The sequence below is a fragment of the Aureimonas sp. D3 genome (genome assembly GCF_001463805.1).
GTDB classification, from domain to species: Bacteria; Pseudomonadota; Alphaproteobacteria; order Rhizobiales; family Rhizobiaceae; genus Aureimonas; species Aureimonas ureilytica_A.
This window is the reverse complement of sequence record NZ_BBWM01000006.1, coordinates 1-8,801: the sequence shown is the minus strand read 5'-3', so window position 1 is coordinate 8,801 and position 8,801 is coordinate 1. Positions and strand designations below refer to the sequence as shown.

Annotated in this window: 8 protein-coding genes; 2 read left to right on the top strand and 6 right to left on the bottom strand. The window is 67.1% G+C overall.

Annotation, left to right across the window (positions count from 1 at the left end; all coding sequences use genetic code 11):
* Positions 1-430 precede the first annotated feature (430 nt).
* From AUL36_RS02810 to AUL36_RS02785, 6 genes are all read right to left on the bottom strand, one after another.
* Positions 431-946: a hypothetical protein gene (locus AUL36_RS02810; RefSeq protein ID WP_062217773.1), complete on the bottom strand. Its 516-nt coding sequence runs from the start codon at positions 944-946 to the stop codon at positions 431-433.
* Positions 947-1,077: 131 nt separating this feature from the next.
* On the bottom strand, positions 1,078-2,055 hold the full coding sequence (gene mbfA, locus AUL36_RS02805) for an iron exporter MbfA (RefSeq protein WP_062217770.1): 978 nt from the start codon (positions 2,053-2,055) through the stop codon (positions 1,078-1,080).
* Positions 2,056-2,121: 66 nt separating this feature from the next.
* Positions 2,122-3,153, bottom strand: a complete 1,032-nt coding sequence (locus AUL36_RS02800) for a hemin-degrading factor (RefSeq protein WP_062217768.1) — start codon at positions 3,151-3,153, stop codon at positions 2,122-2,124.
* Positions 3,141-3,947: a heme ABC transporter ATP-binding protein gene (locus tag AUL36_RS02795; protein ID WP_062217764.1), complete on the bottom strand. Its 807-nt coding sequence runs from the start codon at positions 3,945-3,947 to the stop codon at positions 3,141-3,143. The genes AUL36_RS02800 and AUL36_RS02795 overlap by 13 nt, the downstream gene beginning before the upstream one ends.
* A gap of 6 nt (positions 3,948-3,953) precedes the next feature.
* On the bottom strand, positions 3,954-5,045 hold the full coding sequence (locus AUL36_RS02790) for a FecCD family ABC transporter permease (protein WP_062217760.1): 1,092 nt from the start codon (positions 5,043-5,045) through the stop codon (positions 3,954-3,956).
* Positions 5,035-5,934, bottom strand: coding sequence for a heme/hemin ABC transporter substrate-binding protein (locus AUL36_RS02785; protein WP_062217757.1), 900 nt, complete (start codon positions 5,932-5,934; stop codon positions 5,035-5,037). The genes AUL36_RS02790 and AUL36_RS02785 overlap by 11 nt, the downstream gene beginning before the upstream one ends.
* 289 nt (positions 5,935-6,223) lie before the next feature.
* Here AUL36_RS02785 and AUL36_RS02780 point away from each other — a divergent pair, with 289 nt between their 5' ends.
* Together AUL36_RS02780 and AUL36_RS24425 are read left to right on the top strand one after the other, a co-directional pair.
* Positions 6,224-8,419, top strand: coding sequence for a TonB-dependent hemoglobin/transferrin/lactoferrin family receptor (locus AUL36_RS02780; RefSeq protein ID WP_062217754.1), 2,196 nt, complete (start codon positions 6,224-6,226; stop codon positions 8,417-8,419).
* Positions 8,420-8,612: 193 nt separating this feature from the next.
* A partial coding sequence (locus tag AUL36_RS24425) for a hypothetical protein (RefSeq protein WP_210168841.1) occupies positions 8,613-8,801 on the top strand: 189 nt, incomplete at its 3' end.

Here is an 8,801-nt window from a genome sequence, read left to right as displayed (position 1 = left end):
TGAGGAGCGATGTTCATGGACGAGGCCCTTTCGGACGGTTCGATATTAGGTCGGGGGCGGCGAACCGCTACGAGGGGCGGAGAGAGGTTTGACGCGAAACGGATAGTCCGAGAGGCGATCGGATGTTTTGGGAACTGTCCTCCCGCAACCGGCGCTCAACTTGTCGGCGATCTCAGCCGGTTGGTTGGGGATACCGGCCCGAACGCCCACGGGTTCTGGCCTCCACCTTTGCCGCGTGAAAAGGATCGTAAAGGGTGCCGAAGACCTCGGCAATGGCGACATCCGGTCTTCCGTGCGTCAGGGCCGGGACGCGCGGACGCCGACCCGGCGAGCCCGTCGCCCCCGGATCGGCCTTTTTTTCTATGGCATGGAACGCAATCGCTGAGCGCGAAAACGGATGGCTTTCGTAGATGAGGGAGCCTGCGCGGTCCTACCGCCCGGCCGCCGACCCGTAGAGGCCGAGCGCGTCCGTTTGGAAGGGGCCTGCGCCGCTCTTCGCCTTGGGGGGCTCGACGCCCAGAAACTCGGCGAGCGCCTTTTCCAAGGCGCGATCGGCTTCGCCCTCCGGTTCCTCCATCGCGCCGATCAGCGTGTCGAGCGTCATGCCGAGCTTGTTGAGGTCCAGCGTCTGTTCGATCGCCTTAAGCGCCGCAGCGCCGCCCTCCTGCTGCCGGGTCGCCTCGATCGCGCCGCGCACGGCGCGGGCATAGGAACCGAGCGAGGCGTAATCCTCGACTTTCAGGCCAAGCGCCTCACCCAGCCGCTCGAACAGCTTGAGTTTGACTTGCGTGACGCCGGGTTTATCCGCGCCGGTAAGCGGACCGGCGGCAGCTGTTTTCTGCGCGGCCGCGATCGGGCTGTCGGCTGGCCCGATGCGGTTGCGCGGATCGGGTGTCACGACAGGCCGGAGCAATTGGACGGCCGTGTTCTGCAGGGCACTGAGCATGAGCGGTTTCATCCCTCGAAGCAGAGCCGGCGCGTCCTGCGCGGCCCTGCCGGTTCGATCGCTCCGGCCTCATGCCTCGCGCGTGAATTATCCTGTTCTCTCTTATAGCGTGTGGTGGTTAAGCCTTCGTTTCAACCACCGCCGATCAGGATGCCGGCCGCCAGAACCAGCGCGCCGCCGATGATGACCTGCGTCGTCGCGCGCAAGATCGGCGTTTCCATGAAGCGGTTCTGAATCCAGACGATGGCCCAAAGCTCTATGAAAACGACCACGAAGGCGACGATCGTCGCCGTCCAGAACTCCGAGATGAGATAGGGCAGGGCATGGCCGAGCCCGCCCAGCGTCGTCATCAGGCCTGTGGCAAGGCCACGCTTGATGGGTGAGCCACGGCCCGACAGCTTGCCATCGTCATGCGCCGCCTCGGTGAAGCCCATCGAAATGCCCGCGCCGATCGCGGCCGCGAGGCCGACCGTCAGCGTCGTCGCCGGATCGCGCGTGGCGAAGGCCGTGGCGAAGATCGGGGCGAGGGTGGAGACCGAGCCGTCCATCAGCCCGGCCAGGCCCGGCTGGATCAGCGTCAGGATCAATTGCCGCCGGGAGGCCGTCGCTTCGTCGGCGCGCGCGCCTTCGCTGAGGTGCGCCTGCTCGAGTTCGCCCGCTCGCGTCTGATGGCCGCGCTCGGCGGCCGCGAGATCGCCCAGGAGACGGCGTGTGCCGGCGTCGCTCGTGCGCGCGGCGGCCGCCTCGTAGAAGCGGGCGGCGGCGTCCTCCATCCGCTCGGCCTCGGCGCGGATTTGCTCCAGCCCGAGATTCTCCACCAGCCAGACCGGGCGGCGCGAGACGTAGTCCGCCACATGCTCGCGCCGGATCAGCGGAATGGTCGGACCGAAACGCCGTTCGTGCTCGGCGATCAGGGCGCGGCGATGCCCGTCCTCCTCGCGCTCCATTTCGCGGAACACGGCGGCGGAAGCCGGATAGTCCGCCTCCAGCCGCTCGGCATAGGTGGCATAGATGCGGCCGTCATCCTCCTCCGCCGAGATGGCGAGCGCGAGGATTTCACGCTCGCTGAGGTCGGAAAAGGCGCGGCGGCCGAACGGCAGGAAACGCATGGAGGCTCTCCAAGACTCTACTTTAGAATCATTCTAAACTAGAGAATGGGTGATGCCAACAGTCTCTCAAGCGCTGAAGCCAGCCCCAAGCCGCGTCACCAGCGCGCGCCAGCGCGGGTCTTCCGGCCCGTCTTCGTCGCGCACGCCGTAGAACTGCGCGATCAGCTCGGCCCGGGCGTCGTAGAGTTCGACCGAGGTCAATTCGCTATGCCGCGTCGGCTTGCGCACGGCGAAGGCCTCCGCCACCAGATCTTCGCGCAAATGCAGGTTGAAGCCGGGATCGACCACGTTGATCCAAGGCCCCATGGCGCGGATCGTCTCGACCGGGCCGGTATGAATCTGGATGCAGCCGCGATTTCCCACGAAACACATGATCGGCAGGCCCGTGGCGCTGGCGTCCTCCAGAAGCCGGGTCGCGGCCAGCGCGCCGATCTTTTGCACGTGATCCTGGCCGAGAAGGCGGAGCGCCGCGCGCCGGTCGAGCCCATGGCGGCGCAGGAGCGGGAAGAACTCGTGGACGTCCCGCATCTGCGAGAACTCGGCGCGGAAGACCGCCGGATCGCCCGCCTGTGTGGCCGATGTCGCCGGGTAGGGCGCGATGTCCAGCGGCTCGGCCTTGGGCGCGGCGAAGCGCGTGCGCAGGGCTTCGAAAGCGTCGAGGCTGGAGGTGGCCCGCAGATGCACCTTGATCACCGCATCGCCCGCCGCGTCGAAAATCTGCACCGAGCGGCGCGAGCCGGCTTCATGCGGGGTCTCCACCGCGAAGGCGGCGCGCCAATGGCGGGGGAAGAGGCGCAGGTCGATCGGCGGATTGAGCGCGAGGCCGGTTTCCAGACCGAAGCGGATTTGCCCGAACGTGCCGACCTTCTCGTGCACAGCCGCGTCGTTGCGCGTCAGCACCATGACTTCGCCGAGCGCCGGCAGGGCTTCCACCAGCGCCTTCGGGGCGAGGCGCAGGCGCACGACCTCCGGCCCGCGATGCCGGGCGAGAAGGTCGGCCTCCGTCAGGCCAAGTTCAGCAGCGAGGTCGCGGCTGCGCTTGCCCGTGGCGTAGAAGGGGGTGGCACCGGCCGTGGTTGGATCGCTTAGCGTGTCCATGGGGCATTCCTGATCTGCGCCGCCGTCTGCGGCAGGACGAAAGGTTGGGGCGGGAAGGGCGTTGCGCAGACCGGCAGTCGAACGCCGAAGACCTCTTCCACCAGCCGGTCGGTCAGCACTGCGGCGGGCGGCCCGTCGGCGGCGATGCGCCCGCCTGCCATGGCGACGAGACGATCGGCGAAGCCGGCGGCGAGGTTGAGATCATGCAGCACGGCGACCACGGCACCGCCGCCTTCCGCGAAGTCGCGCGCGATCTGGAGCACGCCGAGCTGGTGTCGGATGTCGAGGCTGGAGACCGGTTCGTCCAGAAACAGAAGCCGCGCCTGGCCCTCCGCGACGGGCGCGCCGATCTGGCAGAGAACGCGGGCGAGATGCACCCGCTGCTGCTCGCCCCCCGACAATTCCTCGTAGAACCGCCCGGCGAACTCTGCGAGATCGACTCGGGCCAGCGCGGTCTGGATCGCGGCGGGCTCGCGCGCTCGGCCGCCCGCTTCCAGCCCGAAGCGCACGACCTCCGCGACGGTGAAGGGAAAGGCGAGGCTGGAGCTTTGCGGCAGCACGGCGCGCCGGCGTGCCAAGCGCTCGGGCGTCCAGCGGGAAAGGGGCTGACCGTCCAACAGAGCCTCGCCGCCTGACGGCTCGACCTCGCCGGTCATCAGCTTCAGAAGGCTCGACTTTCCCGCGCCGTTCGGCCCGATCACGATCGTCACCATGCCGGGTTCGATCGCGAGATCCAGCGGATGAACGACGGTATGGCCGCGATAGGCGAGGCTGGCCGAGGATAGAGTAAGCATCGGCGATCAGAGCCCCGCGAGGCCGCGACGGCGCAGCAGAATCCAGAGAAAGACGGGCGCGCCGAGCGCGGCGGTGAGAATGCCGATCGGCAGTTCGGCGGGGGCCACCAGCGTGCGCGCCGCCATGTCGGCGAGAAGCAGGAGAATGGCACCGCCGAGCGCGGCATTGGGCAGGAGATGGCGGTGATCCGGCCCGAACCACAGGCGCAGGAGATGCGGCACCACGATGCCGACGAAGCCGATCGTGCCCGACACCGCGACGGCCGCGCCGGTGGCGAGTGCCACGAGGAGGATCGTCAGGCGCTTCAACCGCTGCACGCGAATGCCGAGATGATAGGCTTCGGCTTCGCCGAGCACGATGCCGTTGAGCCCGCGCGCCAAGAAGGGCGACAGGAGAAGCGCCGCGCCCATCATCGGCAGGCCGGCCCAAAGCTTGGTCCAGGTCGCGCCCGACAGACCGCCGAGGCTCCAGAAGGTGAGGTCGCGCAACTGGTTGTCGTCGCTAAGATAGACGAGAAAGCCCGTGCCGGCCGCCGCGAAGGCCCCGAGCGCGATGCCCGCGAGCAGGATGAGCGCGACCGAGGAGCGGCCCGCCCGCGTACCGATCCGGTAGATCAGCAGCGTCGCGGCCAGACCGCCGGCGAAGGCGGCGACGGGGAGGGCATAGAGGCCGAGTGCGGCGGCGAGGGGCGCAAGCGCGCCGCCTGAAAGAACGATCGTGGCAACGGCCGCAAAGGCCGCGCCTGATGATACGCCGATCAGGCCGGGATCGGCCAGCGGGTTGCGGAACAGGCCCTGCATCATCGCGCCGACCAGCCCCAGCGACGCGCCAACCAAGGTCCCCAAGAGAACACGCGGCAGGCGAATCTGCCAGACGATCACCGTGTCGGCGAGCGATGCGACTTGACCATTTGGCCCGGCCAGCAGGATCGCGCCGACGCGGCCGGGCGAGAGGGGCGAGGGGCCGGTGCCGAGCGCGGCGATCAGCACGGCGAGAAGCAGCAGCGAAAGGGCGAGCGTCGCCAAGCGCGCGCTGGCGCTGCGGTCCCCCGCAGAGGAGCGGGCGTGAGCCACGAGAGGCAAGGCCTCAACGGACATGGGCCGCCTTCTCGGGCGCTGGCGCGGCCGCGCGCAGGCCTGCCTCGGGGTAAAGGCGCGCGGCGAGATCGCGCAGCGCTGCCGGCAGGCGCGGGCCGAAGCCTAAGAGATAGGCCGCGTCCATGCGAACCACGCTTCCCGTCTGGCCGGCGGGCGTGGCGGCCAACGCTGGGATCGACAAAGGGTCCGGCCCGCCCGGGCCGGCACGATCCACCATCAGGATCACGTCCGGCTGGAGCGCGGCGGCAGCTTCAGGCGAGAGCATCTTGTAGCCCTCGGCATCCGCAAAGACGTTTTCGCCGCCGGCCAGACGGATCACTGCATCCGCCCCCGTGCCACGCCCCGCCGCGTTGGCGCGCCCGTCCGCGATCGACAGGATGAAGAGAACGCGGCGCTTCTGCTGGATGCCTTTCAGGTCCTCCGCCAGGGCCTGCAATTCGCGCTCCGTGCGCTGCGCCATGGCCTCGCCCTCGGCCTCGCGCCCGACCGCGCCGGCCACGATGCGAATCTTGTCCAGCAGTTCGGGGACGGTCTGCCCGCTCGGCACATGGCGAACCGGCACGCCGGCAGCGTCGATCAGCGCCACGGCCTCTTTCGGCCCCGCGCCATTGTCCATGAGGATGAGGTCCGGCGACAGCGACAGGACGCCCTCGGCCGACAGCGCGCGGAGATAGCCGACATTGGGTTTCTCTCGGAGCGCGGCGGGCGGATGGAGGCTGGTCGTATCCACCGCCGCAACGCGGCCCGCTTCGCCCAGCGCATAGAGAATTTCCGTCACCGCGCCACCGATCGAGACGACCCGTGTCGGCAGCGGGTCGGCGCGGGCAGCGGTCGAAAGTGCGGGAAGGGAAAGTAGCGACAAAGCGAGGGCGAGGGGGGATGCGCGCATGGCAGGCCGTTCCGAAACTGAAATGATCGAGCCTGCTTAATATCCGCGCGTGCGATGCGTCAAGTAAATAACCCTATAAATTCAATTTAGAATGGTTCTTTGAATGATTCTATAGATTGAAATGGCAGTTTTGAAGCGTTCTGATGTAGTAAATTCGAGTCGTATTTGTTTGACTCTTCGTTTTTACGGGAGATAGACAGCGCAGTACGCGATGGCGTTGAGCGCCTCGGCCTCGATCGAGGCGTGCGCGATCTTTTTGTTGCTTTCATCTCGGAAAGGATCAGGGCAGATGGCCGTGACCAGTCGAACTCTCTTGATCGGTGTGGCCGCCTGCGCCCTGTTCGCCCCTCAAGCCGCGCAAGCTCAGACGGCGGTGTCGGCCACCGATGCGGTTCAGCTTCAGACCGTGACGGTCGAATCCGGTGAGGCCGGGGCCTCGGACGGGGTGGCTGGAACGCAGACCACCAGCACCACGACGCGCGCGGCGATCGACAATCAGCTGATCGACACGATTCAGGATCTCGGCCGCACGCAGGAAGCGGGCATTTCCTTCAATCGCGCCACCAATAGCATCAATATTCGCGGCCTCGAAGGGCCGCGCGTCCTCACCACGATCGACGGCATTCGCGTGCCCTATCTCAGCGACGTGACGCGCGGTGCGAACGGCGGGGCGGATAGTTTCGACTTCAACGCCCTCTCAGCGCTGGACGTGACGCGCGGGGCGGACCCGCTTCTGGGCTCGGGCGCGCTCGGCGGCGTTCTGGCGCTGCGAACGCTTGAGCCCGAAGACCTGCTTCTGGGCGGGCGTCGCATCGGCACCCTGTCGAAGTCCGGCTATGATTCGGCCGATCGAAGCGGGTTCACCAGCCATGCCCTGGCGATCCGCGCAGGCGACACGACGGCGCTGGTGCAGGGCACCTATCGCAGCGGCCACGAAACGGAGACGATGGGCGAGGCCGACAGTCTCGGCGCCTCCCGCACGAAGGCGAATCCGGCCGATGACGAGGCTTATAGCCTCTTGGCCAAGGTCTATCAGAATGTGGAGGGTGGGCACCGCTTCGGGTTTGCGGGCGAAATCTACCATCGCGACGCGACGATCGACGGGCGCACCAGCCAGAGCGCGACCGGCAATTACCGCGCCGGCAACTATCACACAGGTGAGGAGGTCGAGCGGCGCAAGGCGGCGCTGACCTATGATTTCGACACGCCGGACGGCGAAGGCTGGATCGATACGGCGCGGGCGGTTCTGTATTATCAGGACGTCTCGCGCGACACGACCGTCGATGCCTTGCGTTCGACCTCGGTGATCGGGCCTTTCACGCGCGACAATTCCATCGAGGAAGCGGCGGTCGGCTTCAACGGCTTCGCCTCCAAGACACTGGACGCGGGCTCGGTCCGGCACCGCCTGACCTTCGGCACCGAGCTTCGCAGCGCCGACACGACGCAATATTCCGCCGGGCGGGACGCCTGCTCGCTGCGCCGCGCGCGCGATCGCTTCGCCTGCGGAATGCTCCACACCAACCAGGCCGACGCCCCCGATGTCACCAGCCGCCTCGTCGGCCTCTACGGCGAGGACGAGGTCTCGCTTCTCGTGGGCCGGCTGCGCGTGACACCGGGCCTGCGCTTCGACTGGTACGACAACGAACCGGAATCCACGCCCGAATATCGCGCCAGCGCAGCCTATGACGGCAAGCTGCCGCCTGAGAACAGCGACCACGCCTTTTCGCCCAAGATCGGTGTCGAATACGATCTGGTGCCCGCTCTCACCGCCTATGCGCAATATACGAGGGGTTTCCGCGCGCCGACGGTGGGCGAGTTGTATTCGCGCTATGGCGCGGTCGGCTCCTATCTGCGCCGGGGCAATGCCGATCTCGAGGCCGAAACGAGTGACGGGTTCGATGTCGGCCTGCGCGCCGGGGACGAGGCGCTGGGCGCACGGATCAATCTCTTCACCACGCGCTATCAGAACTTCATCGACACAGTGCAGCTGACCAGGCCGGGCGGGGAATATCCGCTGGGCGGCGTGTCGAGCTACACCAACGTTCCCGACGCCCGGATTTCGGGCGTCGAGCTGGGCACTCATGCCCGCTTCCTCGACCATTGGACGGCGCGCGCCTCGCTCGCCTATGCCGAAGGGCGCAACCTGACGGACGATACCTATCTCGACTCCGTGCCGCCGCTGACCGCGATCCTCGGCTTGGGCTACGCGCAAACGCATTGGGGCGGCGAGGTGACGACCAAGCTCGCCGCGCGGCGGGACAAGGTGGACGACGGGTTCACCGCGCCCGGCTATGGCGTGGTGGATGTCACCGCCTGGGTGGAGCCCGAGCCGCTGCCGGGCCTGAAGATCGCGGCCGGAATCTTCAACCTCTTCGACAAGACCTATTATGACGCGGTGAACGTGCCTGAAACGCGTTCCCAGCCGAACCTCTTCTATTCCGAGCCCGGCCGATCCTTCCGCGTCAACGCGACCTATCGGTTTTGACGCCGGGGCCGCCGACCAGGGCATGCAGGGCCGGCGGCTTCCCGAACTTTTGGCGGCGCGCGCAAGCCTGTGCTCTCCCGATGCTTCGGTTCTCCGAAGCTCTGACCGTCCATCCGTTTCATCAGCCCGAAGCGGCCTGCATTCTGGGTCTGGCGGTTCTTGCGAAGCCCTGAGACGCTGATCTCTCTGTCTCATGCCCGCCGCCACGACATGCGGACCTCAAGGGCTGGGTGCTCCACTCCGCGATGCGCTCGTCATCGACCGTGAAACCCGCGTCGCTGACGAGCGCATGGTGGTGGCGCGTCTTGGCACGCGAAGGATTCTCACTTCTCGATCTTTGAACTCTTGTGCTTTTGAATATACAAAAGTATCAAAGATCGTA